This window comes from Anaerobutyricum hallii DSM 3353, from assembly GCF_000173975.1.
In the GTDB taxonomy this organism is placed as follows: Bacteria; Bacillota; Clostridia; order Lachnospirales; family Lachnospiraceae; genus Anaerobutyricum; species Anaerobutyricum hallii.
The window spans coordinates 1-17,533 of record NZ_ACEP01000081.1; the positions used below are offsets into that span (position 1 = coordinate 1).

The window sequence follows — 17,533 nt, forward strand, 5'->3', positions numbered from 1 at the left end:
GGAAATATGTTACAGTATAATTAAAATAGCTGTATAAGTAGAAAGTCGAGATATTGTAGTAAGCTAATTGAAACTTTTGCAGTAAAAGGAGAGGGAACAATGGACGAAGAAAGAAGAAATGGTTCGAATTGGGATGACAAAACGATTCCATTAGAGGAAGAACAGACTGTTCCGCTTAGAGAGAATAGAGTGTTTTCAAATCAAGTTAGAAAGCCAAAACTGAAACATGCATGGTCCTCTAATGAACGATCATCGTACAATCAATCGCAGGGAAATCGACCTCCCTATGGGCAATCACAGGATTCACAATCATGGGGTGATCCGCACAGTCAGAATCCATATCAGCAAGGTGGGCAGAATCCGTATAGTGGCAATAATAATCCATATCAACAGAGCAATCAAAACCCCTATGGTCGGCAGCCGTATCCACCGGTGGGTCAAAATCCCTATAGCCAGCAGAGCAATCAAAATCCTTATAATCATCAACCGTACCCACAAGGGAATTTCAATGCCTATGGTTCACAGTCATATCCACAAGGGAATTCCAATGTCTATGGACAACAGTCAAATTTACAGGGAGAGCCAATTTCATATAATCAGCCGTCTTATATACAGACTCCAGTAAAGGTGCGTTCAAAAATGCCATTTATTATAGCAGGAGCATTGATTGTAATATTATTTTTAGGAGGGCTGGCGATTGGGCTGATTTCCTCAAATAAAAGTGGAACACAGGCTAATAAAAATAGTCAAAATGCAGAACAAGGAGATTCATCTAAGATTCTGGTACAAAATGGCGACTTTGATACTGTAGTAACAGTGAAAAGCAAAGATATTGATAATATTAAACTTTTTAAAGAACCGGGAGGAAAGAAAAAAGCAGGAAAAGTACAGGAAGGAGTTCCCTGTGCGCTATTACAGGAAAAAACGGTAGATGGAGAAAAATGGGCAAAAATTGATTTTTGTAATCGTCAGGGATGGTGTCGGATGGACAGACTTCGGACAATCTTTGGAGAGACATGCTATTTTTATGTAAAGGAAAATAGTAATGAAAATACTGTCTTTGTAAATGAGCGAGCAATCAAATTACATACAGGAGCTGGACAGGATACAGATATTGCAGCTACCGATGTTAAATACGGAACGGAACTAACCATATCAAAAGTCGAAGATGGATGGGGAAGAACAAATTATCAAAATAAGGAATGTTGGATTGATATGAATGTTGTCGGATTCTATACATCAAAATACTGGCAAGTAGAAAGATGTGATGGAAGTAAGAATGGTATCAAGCTTCGAAAATCATCTACAGAAGATAGCGAACAGCTTACAACTGTTCCGTTATGCACGAAATTTCAATCTTCTGACTGCAGAAATGGATGGGCAAGGTTCACATATGGCGGAAAAACAGGCTGGTTAAAACTTCATTATGCAACACCATGTGGAAGTAGTAAGGGGCTTAGTTTTAGCGAAGATGAAAATAACTTCTAAGTTGCCGCATGCGAAGGAGACGCCACTAGAAAAAGAAATAACCTATATTTGTGACTTTCGTCACGGCAGGTTGAATGTCGCTTAAACGCTCGCATTCAACCATTGTTTCCAGGCCACAAATATAGGTTGTTTTTCTTAACCAGAGTTTTTATAATTTGCATTAACCCCTCGTTGTCGTAAGTAAAGCGCTTTTTTTGTTTTACATGTGTTGTGTTTATTTATGAAAAATAATTTTTGGGAACAAGTGTGTATTTTGATAACGTTGCCAGGAAAAAATGAAATGTGATAAACATATATAAATAGTAGGAAAATGAGAATGGGATTTTTTGAAAAGTATTTAAAATGAAATAGAAAAAAGATATTTTTGATAATATTATCAAGAAAGCAAGTAAGAAATAGAAATAAAACTGTAAAAAATTTACTTAAACAAATTGCATTTTGGACAAGATTATTATAGAATGAAAAAGACTATTTAAATCACAATCTGGTAGTTTATAGAAAATATAAATTTTAAATAGTTAGAATGAATGAGAAAGAGACAGGAAAGATGAAGAATCAAAACAACACAGCACAAAGTGCGGAAAAGCAGAGCTTTCTACAAAAAAAGAATGTAGAGATTTCTTTTAAGAGATATGCGATTGACGCGATGGGAGCGATGGCTCTTGGATTATTTGCGTCTCTCTTAATTGGAACGATTATTAAGACACTGGCAGAGAATGTCGGAACAACTGGCCTGATGGCAGCGCTGGCAGCGATTACGGATACAGGAGAATTGGCAGCGAAGGTTGCCGGACTTAGTATGCTGAATCGGTTCTGCTGGATTTTATGGCAGATTGGTAACTATGCAACGATGGTAACCGGTGTTGCGATGGCGGCAGCGATTGGTTATGCGTTAGATGCACCTCCATTGGTACTGTTTTCTTTATGTGCAGTCGGTCAGGCAACGAATACATTAGGCGGCTCCGGTGGGCCATTGGCTGTATTATTTGTAGCGATTATTGCCTGCGAGGCAGGGAAGCTTGTCTCTAAAGAGACGAAGATTGATATTTTAGTAACTCCGGCGGTAACGATTATTGTTGGTGTAGGATGTGCGATGGTACTGGCACCGATTTTTAAGACAATTTGTGACTCGCTTGGAACATTTATCGGATGGGCAACAAATTTACAGCCATTCTTTATGGGAATCATTATTTCTGTTGTCGTTGGTGTTGTCCTCACTCTGCCGATTAGTTCTGCGGCAATCTGTGCGGCAGTTGGTATCAGCGGCGGTGCTGTCATTGCGGGAGTAGTAGATGGCAGTATTTCTATGGAAGTGTGGAATGGTCTTGCACTTGCAGGAGGAGCAGCAACAGTAGGCTGTTGCTGTAATATGCTTGGATTTGCTGTAATCAGCTACCCGGATAACGGAGTAGGAGGGCTTGTAGCACAGGGGCTTGGAACATCCATGCTACAGGTGCCAAACCTGATGCGTAAACCTGTTTTATGGATACCGCCAGTACTTACTTCTGCAATCTTAGGCCCCGTTGCAACCTGTATTTTTCAACTTCGTAATAACGGAGCAGCGATTTCTTCCGGTATGGGAACTGCCGGTTTAGTAGGTCCGATCGGAATCATCACAGGCTGGTCAAATATGCCAAAGGGATATGCCCCTGGAGCCTTTGACTGGGTCGGCATGATTTTAGTCTGCTTTATACTCCCTGTCGTTTTAAGCTGGGCGATTGGAAAGTTCATGCGAAAGAAAGGCTGGATTAAAGAAGGAGACTTGAAGGTTGATTTAGGTTAGAAAGTTTGAAAAAATAGCTTATCGTCCATATACTATATTTGCCTTCGAAAGGAGAAAAGTTCTGATACTTGGTAAATCTAATTTGTTGTATTAGAAATAGGCGGCCGCTGTAGATATAGATATTCTATCGGATTGCTCAAAAAATGTGGAAAAGAACCCCTAAAAAATTTGTTGAATTTTGTGACTTTGTGCTGTGGGATTTTGACCATAGAAACTTCGCATTCGTTTTTGCTGCCTTAGAGCGTGTTTGAAAAATCATTCCTACAATCTGCACGCCCCAATTTGCGGTATATTTTGCCTTCATTCAGTTGACGTAGCCCGCTACGCCGCCCTCATTCAGGCGAAATCTCCCACAAATTGTAACGCACATCTTGCAGAAAGCATTTTTCAAACACGCTCTAGCAGGTCGAAAAAAGCTCCAGTGGAGGTTTTGAGAGCAAGTTTCTGCTTGATTGGGCAAAATGGAGCGTTTAGCACAATGGAACAAAATCAATAAATTTTTTAGGGATTCTTGTTGATAATTCTTCTGGCAATCCGGCTACTATTCTTCTCAGCAGCGTCTCCCTTGCCTGCGGCAACTCAGAAGTTCCTAAAGTGTTTTTCCAAGCGATTAAGAACTCCATACAATAACGCTGCAATCAGGCAAAGCAATACAATAGAGAGCATCACCCAGTCCATTTTAAAAACCTGTGATCCATATATGATAAGATAGCCAAGACCTTCTTTGGCGGCGAGAAATTCTCCAATAACAACACCGATTAGGCAAAGGCCAATATCAACTTTCAGAATGCTTAAAATCGTTGGCAGGTTCATCGGCAAGATCACTTTCGTCAGGCAGTCTGCCTGACTGCCATGAAGTGTTCGGATCAGCTTTAATTTATCCGGGTCGGTAGACATAAAGCTTGTAAAAAGGTTTAAGATACTTCCGAATATGGCAACGGATATCGCTGTTACAATAATTGTTTTCATATTGTTGCCAAGCCATACGATAAAGATAGGAGCCATAGCGGATTTTGGCAGGCTGTTTAAGATGACAAAGTAAGGCTCTAATATCTCACTTAGCGTATTGTTCCACCAAAGGAGAATGGCAGTGAAAAGACTTACTGCGGTAACGAGAAAAAAGCTTGCAAAAGTTTCTGCAAGAGTGATTCCTAAGTGTTTTAAAAGCTGGCCGTTAAGAAGAAGTTCTTTGCCAGAAGCAAGCATTCGTGAAGGGCTGCTAAAGATGAACGCATTGATTATTCCGGCACGAGAAGTGATTTCCCAGAGAATAATAAAAAATATAAATAAAAAAAGCTGAAAGAACAGGACAAACTGCTTATGTTGTCTTGTTCTTTTCATATATAGAAGCTGTTCTTTTGAAATTTCATTCATCGGCTTTTAACTCCTTCCATATCTGGTTAAAATACTCCTGAAACTTTGGGTGGATGCGTGCTTCTTTTGAAGAAAGTTTTTTGTTTGTTTTAAAGTCAATTGTGACAATCTTACGAATGTGGCCTGGACGTTTTCCGAGAACGATAATACGGTCAGCGATACTGATGGCTTCGGATAAATCATGCGTGACAAGCAGCGTGGTAACGCCGCTTTGACGGATAATTTTTGCGATGTCATCGGATACATCAAGGCGGGTCTGGTAATCTAGCGCACTGAAAGGTTCATCAAGGAGAAGAAACTCTGGTTTTAAGGCGAGAGTTCGAATTAGAGCAGCTCGCTGGCGCATACCTCCGGAAAGTTCTCTTGGATAGGAGGATGCAAAGTCAGCAATTCCATATTGACGCATCAGTTTTTGTACATATTCGAGATTTTTTTCGGTAAGCCGGTGTTGTATTTCAAGACCTAAAATGATATTTTTATATATAGTTCTATGCTCTAATAAATGGTCTTTTTGCAGCATGTAGCCGATAGCGGGTGTTTTATTACAGGCTGGATAGAGGAGACTGCCGGTTTCAATGGGAATCAGTCCGGCAATCAGCTCTAAAAGTGTAGATTTTCCACAGCCGGATGGGCCTACAATTGCTGCAAATTCACCAGGGAAAAGGTCAAAATGAATGTCTCTTAATGCCGGTGTTTCACCACTATTTGTATGGTAAGTGTGTGAAAGACTGCGGACGGACAGAAAAGGTTTTGTTTGTGGCAAAGCTGTTCATTCCTTTTTTCGCGAGGTATAATTTAACATATGCAAAGGAGGAACCAAAGTGATATATTTCATGATCATAGCATCAATAATTGTGGCAGATAAGATATTAAAAGAATATTTTAAAAGTTCATTTCAGGGAAAACATCGGGAAGTACGGACAAAAGGTAATGGATTTGGAGTAAGAAAGGAAGTAGGAAAGCAAAAGGTAAAGGAAAATTTGTTTAGAAAGAAAGAACAAAATAAAGCAGAATTGAAACAGAGGAGAAATAATAAAGAGAAAAATGATGGGAAAAATATTGGAGAAGGGAATTGGAGAGAGTATTTATCTCCAACGATTGAATTGTTAGAGAATAAGGGGGCGGCAAGTGGCATCATGGCGAAACATCCAAAAATATTAAAAATAATATCTGCCGCCATGCTCTGCTTTTGTGCGTTAGCGTTAGGAAAGGAACGACAAAAAGGAAAGACTACAATGACAGGAATCGGCTATGCGTTACTTCTTGGAGGAGGTATCAGTAATTTTATAGACAGGATGAAAAAGGGTTCGGTAACGGACTATGTACGTTTTCCTAAATTTCCAGTAAAAAAGATTAGTGAGCTGGTATTTAATCTCAGTGATTTTGGCATATTTGCAGGAGTATTTTGTCTGTTGCTTCGAAAAAAATAGGGGAAAAGGGAGGGTTATTCTGAAGCTTCAGGCAGGTATGATTCTGTCTATTATTCAAAAGATAGAGAAAAAATAGAAAGTTATTGCAAAAGTTTAGAACGGCATGATTTTATATATTATTTCTCCAAAAACAGAGAAAAGGAACTGCAAAAAGAAAAGTAAAAGAAGCATAAAAAGTGAGAATAAGCACGAAGTTATCGGATAATAAAAAATATTTTCAGAAAATAGAGAGAAACAGAGGGAAGAGCAGAATATGGCCGGGAATTGTGCAGAATAGACAATGAAATATACATAAATTTACAAACAATAGAAGGGTAAAAAATGCAGGTGGATAAGAAAATACAGTTATCCACGGGAGAAAAAGCTGAAAAATGTCGATAAACAGACTTATCCACTAAGTTATCCACATTATCCACAGTGGAAAAACAAAGGGAAAGAATGGAAAAACATCGTCAATATAAAACATCTGTTTTGTGCGATTTTTTAAAATAATACATTGCCAGAATGCAGAATTGTTGGTATAATAATTGTAATATAAGAAAAAGGAGTGTGATCGTATGCGTTACATTATTTACGGCAAAAATCTGGAGGTAACAGAAGGATTAAAGCAGGCTGTACACGATAAGTTCAGTAAGCTGGAGAAGTTCTTCACACCAGAGACAGAAGTTCAGGTCACATTAAGCGTGCAGAAAGATAACCAGATCGTAGAAGCTACGATTCCTATGAAGGGAACTATTTTAAGAGTAGAACCTAACAGCACAGATATGTATGTTTCTATTGATATGGCAGTTGATTTACTCGAACGCATGATTCGTAAGTATAAAACAAAGATTTCCAAGTACGGAAAGGGAGAGTTAAAGTTTAATGATGAGTTCATGGAAGAAGATGTGGACAATCATGAGACAGTAACTATCACAAAGAGTAAGAGATTTGCAATCAAGCCGATGGATGTTGAAGAAGCCTGCGTACAGATGGAACTGTTAGGACATAATTTCTTCGTATTCCGTAATGCAGAGACTTTCGAAGTGAATGTTGTTTATAAGAGGAAAGACAAAACATATGGTCTGATTGAACCAGAATTTTAGAAAATTAAGCGGAAATTCCTGGTGCTTAATTGCCGGGTATGTCGCAAGACAGTTCCATTATTAAGATTCGACAGGATAAGGGAATGTATTTTTTAGATTCTGGATATGAGATACTATTGAAGAAATACATGGAATTATTAACGAAGGAAGAAGGCAGATATTTTCTATCTGCCTTTCCTTTTTCTGCATATTATTCTGTATATTAATGTATATTAAGGGGATTAAAGCTTGAAAAGAGCTTCTATCAATGTTACAATATAAGCTGTATGTTTAAAATGAGCGTACAGTATCTATTAAGATAATCATACCATATAGGAGGTAAATATGGGTTTAGTTGATAAACTTTTTGGAAATAAAAGTGAAAAAGAGATCAAGAGAATCGAAAAGTATGTAGATGCCATCGAAGCTCTTGACGAGAAGATGCAGGCATTAAGCGATGAAGAGCTTCGTGCAAAGACACAGGAATTTAAAGACCGTCTGGCAGCAGGCGAAACACTCGATGACCTTTTAGTAGAAGCGTTTGCTGTAGTAAGAGAGGCAGCAGACCGTACCATCCACCTGAAACACTATCGTGTACAGCTTATGGGTGGTATTATTCTGCACCAGGGACGTATCGCTGAGATGAAGACTGGTGAAGGTAAGACATTAGTTTCTACACTTCCAGCATACTTGAATGCTCTTGAAGGAAAGGGCGTTCACATCGTTACAGTTAACGATTACTTAGCAAAGCGTGATGCAAACTGGATGGGACAGGTTCACCAGTTCTTAGGTTTAAGTGTTGGTGTTATCTTAAATAGCTATGATAATGCAGAACGCCAGGCAGCTTATAACTGTGATATTACTTATATTACTAATAATGAATTAGGTTTCGATTATCTTCGTGACAACATGGTTATTTACAAGAAGGATCTTGTACAGAGAGAACTGAATTATGCCATTGTCGATGAGGTCGATTCCGTATTGATTGATGAGGCAAGAACCCCGCTTATCATTTCCGGTCAGAGTGGTAAGTCCACAGACCTTTACAAAGCATGTGACGTACTTGCAAGACAGATGCAGCGTGGTACTTCTGATGGTGAACTTTCTAAGATTGATGCCATCATGGGTATTGATATCGAAGAAGATGGAGACTTCCTCGTTAACGAGAAAGATAAGCAGGTTATGCTTACGACAGAAGGTGTGAAGAAAGTAGAACAGTTCTTCCACATTAAGAACCTTGCAGATGCAGAGAACTTAGAGATTCAGCATAACATTATCCTTGCTCTTCGTGCACATAATCTTATGTTCCGTGACAGAGATTACGTAGTAAAAGATAACGAAGTGCTTATCGTTGATGAGTTTACCGGACGTATCATGCCAGGCCGTCGTTATTCTGATGGTTTACATCAGGCAATCGAGGCAAAGGAACATGTAAAGGTTAACAGAGAGTCTAAGACACTTGCTACGATCACATTCCAGAACTTCTTTAATAAGTATAAGAAGAAAGCCGGTATGACTGGTACAGCCATGACAGAGGACAAGGAGTTCATGGATATTTATGGAATGGACGTAGTTGAGATTCCTACAAATAAGCCAATGATTCGTGTGGATCATGAAGATGCCATCTACATGACAAAGAAAGAAAAGTTAAATGCTGTTATCAATGATATTGTAGAATCCCACAAGAAGGGGCAGCCAGTCTTGGTTGGTACCATTAATATCGATACATCTGAAGAAGTAAGCGAACTCTTAAGCAAGAGGGGAATCAAGCATAATGTACTGAATGCGAAGTTCCATGAATTAGAGGCGGAGATTGTTTCCCATGCCGGTGAAAGAGGAGCTGTTACAATCGCAACAAACATGGCTGGCCGTGGTACCGACATCAAGCTTGAAGATGGTGTTGCAGAACTTGGCGGTTTAAAGATTATCGGTACAGAAAGACATGAGAGTAGACGAATTGATAACCAGTTACGTGGTCGTGCCGGTCGTCAGGGTGACCCAGGTGAATCTAAGTTCTACTTATCTCTTGAAGATGATTTAATGCGTCTGTTCGGTTCTGAGAGAATGATGGGTGTCTATAAGGCATTAAAGATTCCGGAAGGTGAAGAGATTCAGCATAAGACAATCACAAAACAGATTGAAAAGGCACAGAAGAAGATTGAGAACAACAACTTCGGTATCCGTCGTAATCTTCTCGATTATGACCAGGTGAACAATGATCAGAGAGAGGTTATTTACGCAGAAAGACGCCGTGTATTGAATGGTGAGAGCATGCGTGATGTTGTTTACAAGATGATTAAAGACGTTGTTGCTGACGATGTGAACATGGTCGCAGGCGAGCAGCCATTAAAAGAGTTAAATCTTGTAGAACTGAACGAGTCTTTAAGAAGAAAGATTCCATTAGAGCCAATCACTCTTACAGATGAAGAAAAAGAGAAGAACGACAAAGAAGCTCTGATCTCTCGTCTGCAGGATGAAGCAATGAAGGTTTACCATAAGAAAGAAAAAGACTTCAACGAATTTGCCAAAGTTAATGTGCCAGAGGAAGGTGTAGAACTTGGTGAAGAAGATGCAGCAATCTTTAACGATGGTATCCGTGAGGTAGAGAGGGTTATCCTTCTTAAAGTTATTGACAGTAAGTGGATGAACCACATTGATGATATGGATCAGCTCCGTGAGAGTATCGGACTTCAGTCCTACGCACAGAAAGACCCAGTTGTTCAGTATAAATTCCTTGGATACGATATGTTTGAGGAGATGACAAAGAACATTCGTCACGATACTGTTGGTGCATTAATGCACGTTCAGATTGAGCAGAAGGTTGAGAGAAAACAGGTTGCAAGAGCAACAGGTACAAACAAGGATGAGCTTGTGGAAAGAGGACCTTACCGCAGAAAAGAAGCAAAAATCGGACGTAATGCACCATGTCCATGCGGCAGCGGAAAGAAATATAAAAACTGCTGCGGAAGATTTGCAAATTAGTGTGTGCTTGGAAAGACATTTTTAAAACGCGCTCCGCGCAGGAAAAGTTTTGCACAGTGAATATTTTGCAGCAGATGCAGAGAATGCACCTGCGAAGGAATAGGCACTGTGCCTTTCTTTATCATATACATGGAACTATTCAAATATACAGATAACTACAGGTAATCGTTCTAAAAGATTTCAGGATGAATAAACGTCCTTGAGAAGTTATACTGAATGATTGCAGGTTTTTATATTTTGTCTACATTTTATATAATAGAGAGGGTTTTATAATTGGTTGAATTAGAACAATACAAATTTACGGTAAATCAATATAAAGAGCCGATGAAAGAGCTTGGCGTTTCTCTGGCACTTTCTCATAAGCATGAGCAGATTAAAGAATTAGAAAGTGAAATGCGGGAAGAGGGGTTCTGGAATGACCCGGACAAGGCACAGGAAGTTACCAGAAAAGTTAAAAATCTCAAAGATACCGTTTCTGCCTATCATGCATTAGAATTAACGCTGGATGATGTTTCTACCATGATTGAACTTGGTAATGAAGAAAATGATGCCAGTGTGATTCCAGATATTGAAGAATTACTTGGAGAATTTGAGATAGAATTTGATAATTTAAAGATTCAGACACTTTTATCTGGTGAGTATGATAAAAATAATGCGATTGTTACCCTTCATGCAGGTGCAGGAGGAACGGAATCCTGTGACTGGGCAGGAATGCTTTACCGAATGTATAGCAAATGGGCGGATAGTCACGGCTTTAAGACAGAAGTTCTTGATTATCTCGATGGAGATGAGGCAGGAATCAAATCCATTACATTTGAAGTAAATGGGGAGAATGCTTACGGATACTTAAAGTCTGAGAGAGGAGTACACCGTCTTGTGAGAATTTCCCCATTTAATGCAGCAGGAAAGAGACAGACTTCTTTTGCATCCTGTGATGTTATGCCGGATATTGAAGAAGATTTATCAGTAGAGATTGCTGATGAAGATATCCGTATTGATACCTACCGTGCCAGTGGAGCAGGTGGACAGCACATTAACAAGACGGATTCGGCTATCCGTATTACCCATATTCCTACTGGTGTTGTCGTACAGTGCCAGAATGAGCGTTCCCAGCACAAGAACAAGGATAAGGCAATGCAGATGTTAAAGGCAAAGCTGTATCTGATTAAGGAGCAGGAAAACCGGGAAAAATTATCAGATATCCGTGGTGAAGTGTCCGATAATGGCTGGGGTAACCAGATTCGTTCCTACGTTATGCAGCCATATACTATGGTAAAAGACCACAGAACCGGAGAAGAGACCGGTAATGTGCAGAGCGTGATGGACGGCAACCTGGATGCATTTATGAATGCATACCTTCGCTGGATCACAACCCCAAAGAAGGCTTAAAATGAAAATTACAGACATAAGGAGCAGACAGAATAATGGATATTATAAAAAAACTGGCGCAGGAACTTGCGATTAAAGAAGAACAGGCGAAAGCAGCAGTACAGCTTATTGATGAGGGCAATACGATTCCGTTTATTGCCAGATACCGTAAAGAAATGACAGGAGCTCTTAATGACGAGACACTCCGTAATTTACATGAACGCCTTCTCTATCTTCGCAACTTAGAGGAGAAAAAAGAGCAGGTAATCAATGCGATTACAGATCAGGGTAAGATGACAGAAGATTTAAAGAAAAAGATTCTCTCAGCAGAAACTCTGGTAGCAGTAGATGACTTATACCGCCCATATCGCCCGAAAAAGCAGACAAGAGCGACAAAAGCGAAGGAAAAGGGCTTAGAGCCATTGGCTAATATTCTTCTTTTACAGAAGACAACAAAAAGCATGGAAGAAGAAGCAGCAGCCTTTGTGAACGCAGAAAAAGGTGTGGCAAACGCAAAAGAAGCGATTGCCGGAGCCAAGGATATCATTGCGGAAATGATTGCAGATATGGCAGATTATCGTAAAAGCATCCGTAACTGTACGATGAAACAGGGAAGTCTTGTTGTAAAAGCAAAAGATGAGAAAGCAGAATCTGTATACGAAATGTATTACGATTTCAGAGAGCCACTTTCTAAAGTTACGGGATATCGGGTTCTTGCGATTAACCGTGGAGAAAAAGAAAAGTTCCTTACTGTTAAGGTAGAGGCACCAGATGTGCAGATTGTCAATGCATTAAATAAAACAATGGTGAAGGATAATCTAAATACAAAAGCACTCATGGAAGAAGCGATACTTGATGCATACAATCGACTCATTGCCCCATCCATCGAAAGAGATATTCGAAGTGAAATTACAGAAAAAGCACAGGAAGGTGCCATTACTGTCTTTGGAAAGAATTTAACACAGCTTCTCATGCAGCCGCCAATGGAAGGAAGAACAGTTTTAGGATGGGACCCTGCATTCCGTACTGGATGTAAACTTGCTGTGGTAGATCCTACGGGTAAGGTGTTAGATACCGTTGTTGTATACCCAACTGCACCACAGTGTAAGGTAGAACAGGCCAAGAAAACGGTACATGATATGATTAAGAAATACAATGTTTCTGTAATCAGTGTGGGAAATGGTACTGCCTGCCGTGAATCAGAACAGGTTATCACAGAACTGATCAGGGAAATACCAGAACAGGTTGCTTACGTTATTGTAAATGAAGCAGGCGCATCTGTTTATTCTGCAAGTAAGCTCGCAACCGAAGAGTTTCCGGAATTTGATGTAGGACAAAGAAGTGCGGCCTCTATCGCCCGAAGATTGCAGGACCCGTTGGCAGAGCTTGTAAAGATTGAGCCAAAAGCAATTGGTGTTGGACAGTATCAGCATGATATGAACCAGAAGCGATTAGAAGAAGCGTTAAATGGTGTTGTTGAGGACTGTGTAAATAAAGTCGGTGTTGACTTAAATACTGCTTCCGTCCCATTGCTTTCTTACATTGCCGGAATCAGCAAGGCAGTTGCGAAAAATATTGTTGCTTACCGTGAGGAAAATGGGCGTTTCCACACCAGAAAAGAACTCTTAAAAGTGCCAAAGCTTGGACCAAAAGCATTTTTACAGTGTGCAGGTTTCTTAAGAATCCCTGGTGGAGAAGAACCACTTGATAATACAAGCGTACATCCAGAGTCCTACGAGGCAGCGACAAAGTTATTAAATGATTTGGGCTACACATCAGAAAGCATCCGTGGCGGTGGTCTTAGCTCTCTTAATTCTCAGATTAAAGATGAAAAAGGATTGGCAGAAAATCTTGGCATTGGTGAGATGACACTTCACGATATTATAGAAGAATTAGAAAAGCCAGGAAGAGATCCACGTAGTGAAATGCCAAAGCCGGTACTTAGAACAGATGTCCTTGAGATGAAAGACTTAAAAGAAGGCATGGTCTTAAAAGGAACGGTCCGCAATGTTATTGATTTCGGTGCCTTTGTAGATATTGGCGTGCATCAGGATGGTTTAGTACACATTTCCCAGATGACAGATCGTTACATTAAGCATCCGCTTGAAGTAGTCAGTGTGGGAGATATTATAGATGTGCAGGTAATGAGCGTGGATTTAAACAAAAAGAGAATCCAGCTTACGATGAAGATTGACCACAACAAGTAAGGCTGTGGTCACAATAGGAGGGGCAAAACGTGAAGAGTTTTGAAGAAATAAGCAAGATGAATCTTGCAGAACTCGACAGACCAGTTGGGGTCGGAGAGGAAGAATTAGAAACAGAAACTACCGGAGCGGCTGGAAATCACAGTGTCAGTGATGCGGAAAAGGCAGGAACACCCGGTGCAGATGACTTAGAAACTTCTATAAATATGTCAGCGGCAGTTTCCGATAATGAAGAAGAAAAGCAGCCAGAGGAATTAGAAAAAAAAGTGATGATGGAGCCACAGGGGAAGCATTATCGCATTGATGCAGACATTACACAGTCGGCACTGAATACCTTCCTTTTTGGGCATACGTATCGTCAGCCTTTGATGATTCTTGTCACTGTTTTAGCAATTGCATGGCCGATTGCCGTTATCGTTAAAAAACAGGGTAATATTGCTATGCCATTAATCTGTTCCTTATTTATTCTGATATGGATTCCATTTACGACATATCTTCGTGCCAAGAATGCAAGGAAGTTAAATCCAATCTATGAGCAGACATTCCATTACATGCTTGACGAGTGGGGCTTACATCTGGAATTATCAGAAAATGCGATTGATGTGGAGTGGAAGAAAGTAACAAAGATAATTTTCTATAAATCCGTTGCGGTTATTTATACCGGAAAGAATAATGCTTTCCTGATTCCTACAGAGGCAATGGGAGCACAGCGGGCAGATATTTTAAACTTCATTGAAGAAATGAAAAACAGATAAGAGACAAATAAAATAGATAAGCAAAAAAGTCAAAGACAAATAAAGAATCATGTCCTTTCGAAGGCTTTCTGTGATTGGTTTTATGAGATGATGAAAGAACAATTGCAAATATGAGAGAAAGAAAACTCTGTGAGGACAAGATAGATAAAAAGAGGTAAACATGAAAATAGAAAGTAACAGCGCAGAAGAGACATTTGCACTGGGAAAACAATGCGGAGAAAAGGCAGCAGCAGGTCAGGTTTACTGCCTTTACGGTGATTTGGGAGTCGGAAAAACCGTATTTACAAAAGGATTTGCGGCAGGACTTGGAATCAAAGAACCAGTCAGTAGTCCGACCTTTACTATTTTACAGGTATACGATGAGGGAAGACTTCCATTTTATCACTTTGATGTGTACCGCATCAGTGACCCGGAAGAAATGTACGAAATTGGTTTTGAAGAATATATCGAGGGAGAAGGCGTCTGCTTTATCGAGTGGGCGAACCTGATAGAGGAACTTCTCCCGGCACAGTATACAGAAATTCATATCGACAAAGACTTATCCAAGGGATTTGACTATCGTCTGATTACCGTTGAGGAGGTGCAAAGATAGATGAAACTTCTTGCATTAGACAGCTCTGGATTAGTGGCCTCTGTTGCCATTTTAGACGGGGAGACTCTTGTTGCAGAGTATACATTAAATTATAAAAAAACACATTCACAGACACTTTTACCGATGCTTGATGAGATTGTGAAAATGACACAGACAGAACTTTCTGAGATGGATGCCATTGCGGTAGCGGCAGGGCCAGGTTCTTTTACAGGGCTTCGTATTGGTTCTGCAACAGCAAAGGGACTTGGACTGGCACTGAATAAGCCAATCATTTCCGTTCCAACTTTAGAAGGAATCGCCTGCAACTTTTATGGTACAGATGCCATTATCTGTCCGATGATGGATGCGAGAAGACAGCAGGTATATACCGGAATCTATCATTTTGCAGGTGGAACAGAGTTTGAAGAACTTGTCGCACAGGAGGCAGGCCCGGTTGAAGATATTATTAAAAAGTGCAACGAGCTTGGACAAAAACTTGGTAAGCCAGTTATTTTTTTAGGAGATGGCGTTCCAGTATATAAAGATATTATTGAGGAACTTTGTAACGTAGAGCATTCTTACGCACCGGCACATTTAAGTCGCCAGAGAGCCGGAGCGGTTGCCATTCGTGCCATGAAGTTATACGAAGAAGGCAAAGCAGAGCCAGCGAGCGACCATGCGCCGATTTATTTAAGAAAGTCACAGGCAGAACGGGAGCTTGAAGCAAAGGGAAAGAAGTTAGAAGAATGAAAATTTGCCCAATGACCGAAGCAGACTGTGAAAAGACAGGACTTCTGATGAAAGAATGTTTTTCTGTTCCGTGGTCTGTAGAAGGTTTAAAAGAGATGTTTCATACCGAAGGCTATTGTTCTTTCCTTGCAAAAGAAGAAGAAGAGGTAATCGGCTATGTTGGTATGAAAATGGTGCTTGATGAAGCAGACATTACAAATGTGGCGGTACTGCCTTCTCACCGAAAAAAGGGAATTGCCGGAAAGCTGTTAAAACAGTTATTAGAAGAGGCAAAAAAGCAGAATCTGCACAGCATTTATCTCGAAGTCCGTGCTTCCAATATAGCGGCGGTTACCTTGTATGAACACGCTGGATTTAAAGAAGTCGGACAGAGAAAGAATTATTACGATAATCCGCGGGAAGATGCAAGACTTATGCTCTGGGAGGCATAAGGATGACAGTAGTTACCAGTACTTTTTGTCGTATTTTTTTGTATAATGGTATCGGAAGAATTACAAAAATAGTTTTATTTTAAGAACGATTCTTTCTATAGTTAAATGGCCTATGAGATTTATGGTGAGATACGATATTAAAATTAGAAGAAAAGTTTTTGAAAATGGAGGATACAATGGATAAAAAAGTACATGAAATTTACTGTAATTCCTGTGGAAAAAAGATAGAGACAACAGACAATATTAAGAGAGAAGATTACCTTTCCATCAAAAAGGAATGGGGATACTTCTCAAAAAAAGACGGGGAAATACACAGTATTTTTCTGTGTGAATCCTGTTATGATATATGGACGAAGCAGTTTAAACTTCCTGTAAAAGTGGAGAAACAGACAGAACTGCTATAGAAAAGTGAGGGATGTTATGCTGGAATTGTGTTTGCTTGGCTGTGGAGGAATGATGCCGCTGCCATACCGCAAACTGACATCATTGATGGCAAGATACAATGGAAACAGTATTTTAATAGATTGTGGCGAGGGAACACAGGTGGCGATCAAGGAAAAAGGCTGGAGTTTTAAGCCGATTGAAGTCATCTGCTTTACCCATTATCACGCCGATCATATCAGTGGCCTGCCAGGGCTTCTTTTAACACTGGGAAATGCACAGAGAACCGAGCCGCTGTTAATGGTAGGACCAAGAGGATTAGAGCGTGTAGTAAACTCATTAAGAGTCATCGCACCAGACTTACCGTTTCCGATTGTTTTTCATGAATTAAAGGAAAAAGAGGAAGTGCTTGATGTATGCGGCTGCCGTATTACTGCATTTCGTGTGAATCACAATATCACCTGCTACGGCTATACGATTGAGATTGACCGTGCCGGAAAGTTTGATGTGAACAAGGCAAAAGAAAATAACGTAGAGATGCAGTACTGGAATCGCCTGCAAAAGGGAGAGACAATCGAGCTGCCTGACAGAACACTTACAAGCGATCTGGTTCTCGGACCGTCAAGAAAGGGTATCAAATGCACCTATACAACCGATACCAGACCAACGGATTCCATTGTGGAACATGCAAAAGATGCCGATTTATTTATCTGCGAAGGAATGTATGGCGAGCCGGAAAAGAAGGCGAAAGCAGTCGAATATAAACATATGACATTTTATGAGGCAGCAGAAATGGCAAAGAAAGCTTGTGTGAAGGAAATGTGGCTTACGCATTACAGCCCGTCTTTAGTAAGACCGGAGCCATATATGGAAGAAGTAAGAAAGATATTTGCCGCTGCCAGTGCCGGAAAAGACGGAAAAAGTACGACTCTGTTATTTGAGGAGGAATAGG

Annotated in this window: 15 protein-coding genes and 2 pseudogenes; 14 read left to right on the forward strand and 3 right to left on the reverse strand. The window is 40.1% G+C overall.

Going from position 1 to position 17,533, the window contains the following annotated elements; translation table 11 throughout:
• Positions 1 to 99 precede the first annotated feature (99 nt).
• Positions 100 to 1,488 (forward strand): SH3 domain-containing protein, encoded by a 1,389-nt coding sequence (locus tag EUBHAL_RS14815; protein WP_005347573.1) that lies wholly within the window; start codon positions 100 to 102, stop codon positions 1,486 to 1,488.
• Positions 1,489 to 2,011: 523 nt separating this feature from the next.
• Positions 2,012 to 3,271 (forward strand): PTS sugar transporter subunit IIC, encoded by a 1,260-nt coding sequence (locus tag EUBHAL_RS07795; protein WP_005347599.1) that lies wholly within the window; start codon positions 2,012 to 2,014, stop codon positions 3,269 to 3,271.
• 136 nt (positions 3,272 to 3,407) lie between these two features.
• Here EUBHAL_RS07795 and EUBHAL_RS16815 read toward each other — a convergent pair.
• Positions 3,408 to 3,641 (reverse strand): annotated as a pseudogene (locus tag EUBHAL_RS16815) (DUF6783 domain-containing protein).
• On the opposite strand from EUBHAL_RS16815, the pseudogene EUBHAL_RS16820 reads away from it, so the two are divergent.
• Positions 3,579 to 3,767: pseudogene (locus tag EUBHAL_RS16820) on the forward strand (DUF6783 domain-containing protein); the annotation flags it as partial. The pseudogenes EUBHAL_RS16815 and EUBHAL_RS16820 overlap by 63 nt on opposite strands.
• Positions 3,768 to 3,850: 83 nt before the next feature.
• Here the strand turns inward: EUBHAL_RS16820 and EUBHAL_RS07800 are convergent.
• Together EUBHAL_RS07800 and EUBHAL_RS07805 are read right to left on the reverse strand one after the other, a co-directional pair.
• Positions 3,851 to 4,645, reverse strand: a complete 795-nt coding sequence (locus EUBHAL_RS07800) for an ABC transporter permease (RefSeq protein ID WP_005347604.1) — start codon at positions 4,643 to 4,645, stop codon at positions 3,851 to 3,853.
• Entirely contained in the window at positions 4,638 to 5,408 is a 771-nt protein-coding gene (locus EUBHAL_RS07805; protein WP_005347606.1) for an ABC transporter ATP-binding protein, read from the reverse strand. Before EUBHAL_RS07805 ends, EUBHAL_RS07800 begins: the two co-directional genes overlap by 8 nt.
• A gap of 58 nt (positions 5,409 to 5,466) precedes the next feature.
• Between EUBHAL_RS07805 and EUBHAL_RS14820 the strand changes: the two genes are divergently transcribed.
• From EUBHAL_RS14820 to EUBHAL_RS07860, 11 genes are all read left to right on the forward strand, one after another.
• Complete coding sequence (locus EUBHAL_RS14820) at positions 5,467 to 6,075, forward strand: signal peptidase II (RefSeq protein WP_049940644.1); 609 nt, start codon at positions 5,467 to 5,469, stop codon at positions 6,073 to 6,075.
• A gap of 557 nt (positions 6,076 to 6,632) precedes the next feature.
• Positions 6,633 to 7,160, forward strand: coding sequence for a ribosome hibernation-promoting factor, HPF/YfiA family (gene hpf / locus EUBHAL_RS07815; protein ID WP_005347609.1), 528 nt, complete (start codon positions 6,633 to 6,635; stop codon positions 7,158 to 7,160).
• 324 nt (positions 7,161 to 7,484) lie between these two features.
• A complete protein-coding gene (gene secA, locus EUBHAL_RS07820) occupies positions 7,485 to 10,121 on the forward strand; it encodes a preprotein translocase subunit SecA (RefSeq protein ID WP_005347612.1) in 2,637 nt (878 codons plus the stop codon).
• Between the two features lie 273 nt (positions 10,122 to 10,394).
• On the forward strand, positions 10,395 to 11,510 hold the full coding sequence (gene prfB / locus EUBHAL_RS07825) for a peptide chain release factor 2 (protein ID WP_005347614.1): 1,116 nt from the start codon (positions 10,395 to 10,397) through the stop codon (positions 11,508 to 11,510).
• 35 nt (positions 11,511 to 11,545) lie between these two features.
• Entirely contained in the window at positions 11,546 to 13,696 is a 2,151-nt protein-coding gene (locus tag EUBHAL_RS07830; protein ID WP_005347615.1) for a Tex family protein, read from the forward strand.
• Between the two features lie 29 nt (positions 13,697 to 13,725).
• Positions 13,726 to 14,448: a YcxB family protein gene (locus tag EUBHAL_RS07835; protein WP_005347616.1), complete on the forward strand. Its 723-nt coding sequence runs from the start codon at positions 13,726 to 13,728 to the stop codon at positions 14,446 to 14,448.
• Positions 14,449 to 14,608: 160 nt separating this feature from the next.
• On the forward strand, positions 14,609 to 15,040 hold the full coding sequence (tsaE, locus tag EUBHAL_RS07840) for a tRNA (adenosine(37)-N6)-threonylcarbamoyltransferase complex ATPase subunit type 1 TsaE (RefSeq protein WP_005347619.1): 432 nt from the start codon (positions 14,609 to 14,611) through the stop codon (positions 15,038 to 15,040).
• Positions 15,041 to 15,769: a tRNA (adenosine(37)-N6)-threonylcarbamoyltransferase complex dimerization subunit type 1 TsaB gene (tsaB, locus tag EUBHAL_RS07845; protein WP_005347622.1), complete on the forward strand. Its 729-nt coding sequence runs from the start codon at positions 15,041 to 15,043 to the stop codon at positions 15,767 to 15,769.
• On the forward strand, positions 15,766 to 16,200 hold the full coding sequence (rimI, locus tag EUBHAL_RS07850; protein ID WP_005347625.1) for a ribosomal protein S18-alanine N-acetyltransferase: 435 nt from the start codon (positions 15,766 to 15,768) through the stop codon (positions 16,198 to 16,200). The genes tsaB and rimI overlap by 4 nt, the downstream gene beginning before the upstream one ends.
• Positions 16,201 to 16,376: 176 nt before the next feature.
• Positions 16,377 to 16,604, forward strand: a complete 228-nt coding sequence (locus EUBHAL_RS07855) for a hypothetical protein (protein WP_022170654.1) — start codon at positions 16,377 to 16,379, stop codon at positions 16,602 to 16,604.
• A gap of 16 nt (positions 16,605 to 16,620) precedes the next feature.
• Complete coding sequence (locus tag EUBHAL_RS07860) at positions 16,621 to 17,532, forward strand: ribonuclease Z (protein WP_044922599.1); 912 nt, start codon at positions 16,621 to 16,623, stop codon at positions 17,530 to 17,532.
• Position 17,533 lies beyond the last annotated feature (1 nt).

Excerpts from the sequence above, each read along its gene's own strand:
- EUBHAL_RS07855 (WP_022170654.1), top strand. The coding sequence starts at position 16,377 with ATGGATAAAAAAGTACATGAAATTTACTGTAATTCCTGTGGAAAAAAG.
- secA (WP_005347612.1), top strand. The coding sequence starts at position 7,485 with ATGGGTTTAGTTGATAAACTTTTTGGAAATAAAAGTGAAAAAGAGATC.
- tsaE (WP_005347619.1), top strand. The coding sequence starts at position 14,609 with ATGAAAATAGAAAGTAACAGCGCAGAAGAGACATTTGCACTGGGAAAA.
- EUBHAL_RS07830 (WP_005347615.1), top strand. The coding sequence starts at position 11,546 with ATGGATATTATAAAAAAACTGGCGCAGGAACTTGCGATTAAAGAAGAA.
- EUBHAL_RS07860 (WP_044922599.1), top strand. The coding sequence starts at position 16,621 with ATGCTGGAATTGTGTTTGCTTGGCTGTGGAGGAATGATGCCGCTGCCA.
- rimI (WP_005347625.1), top strand. The coding sequence starts at position 15,766 with ATGAAAATTTGCCCAATGACCGAAGCAGACTGTGAAAAGACAGGACTT.
- EUBHAL_RS07800 (WP_005347604.1), bottom strand. The coding sequence starts at position 4,645 with ATGAATGAAATTTCAAAAGAACAGCTTCTATATATGAAAAGAACAAGA.
- EUBHAL_RS14815 (WP_005347573.1), top strand. The coding sequence starts at position 100 with ATGGACGAAGAAAGAAGAAATGGTTCGAATTGGGATGACAAAACGATT.
- hpf (WP_005347609.1), top strand. The coding sequence starts at position 6,633 with ATGCGTTACATTATTTACGGCAAAAATCTGGAGGTAACAGAAGGATTA.
- tsaB (WP_005347622.1), top strand. The coding sequence starts at position 15,041 with ATGAAACTTCTTGCATTAGACAGCTCTGGATTAGTGGCCTCTGTTGCC.
- EUBHAL_RS07795 (WP_005347599.1), top strand. The coding sequence starts at position 2,012 with ATGAATGAGAAAGAGACAGGAAAGATGAAGAATCAAAACAACACAGCA.